Source organism: Enorma timonensis (assembly GCF_000321165.1).
Lineage (GTDB): Bacteria > Actinomycetota > Coriobacteriia > Coriobacteriales > Coriobacteriaceae > Enorma.
In genome coordinates, this window is record NZ_CAPF01000115.1 from 1 (window position 1) to 661 (window position 661).

Genomic DNA, 661 nt, shown 5'->3' on the forward strand with positions numbered 1-661 from the left:
GTCCTGGGCGCGCGCATGACCTCGGGGGCGTCGGCCGTGCTCGACCTCATAGGCTTCGATGCGGCGCTCGCCGAGGCCGACCTCCTCATCACGGGCGAGGGCTTCATGGACGAACAGACCGCCCACGGCAAGGCTCCGGTGGGGGCGGCGGCGCGGGCGCATCGGCGGGGGGTTCCCACGATCGCGCTGGTGGGAGGCCGTGCGGATGTGCTCGATGACGTCTACGCGGCCGGGATCGGCCTCGTGCTCCCCATCGTCCGCCGCCCCATGGCGCTCGATAGGGCGCTGTCCCGCGACGAGGCGCGCGCGAACCTGCGCGCCGCCGGCGAGGCCGCCATCCGGGCGTACCTGCTGGGACAGACGTGGTGATTTGGCAGCGGGAGGCAATTTGCCCCTCGACGCGCGGCGACCCAACGGGTACCATAGGCACTACGCTCTGCGCGTTCGATGGGTTCGGGTGACGATATGTTCCGAATCTGGTCAGGTCCGGGAGGAAGCAGCCATAAGGAGCCTCTGCCGGGCACCCGGATCCATCGAGTGCACAGGGCGCTTTTTCATGTCGGGGCTCCGTGCGGTGCCGCGCCCGCCCGCAGCCGGTGCTCCCGCCGCGCGCCCCGCAAACCCCGCGTCCACCCCGCGCCCGCGCTCCGCAGCCGGCGGT

The 661-nt window shown here is 72.2% G+C and carries 1 protein-coding gene and 1 other RNA gene; both read left to right on the top strand.

Annotated elements, in window-relative coordinates; genetic code table 11:
• The coding region (locus BN423_RS10970) for a glycerate kinase (protein ID WP_043360156.1) at window positions 1–369 on the top strand (369 nt) is incomplete at its 5' end.
• A gap of 75 nt (window positions 370–444) precedes the next feature.
• Window positions 445–540, top strand: an RNA gene (gene ffs, locus BN423_RS11300) — signal recognition particle sRNA small type.
• Window positions 541–661 lie beyond the last annotated feature (121 nt).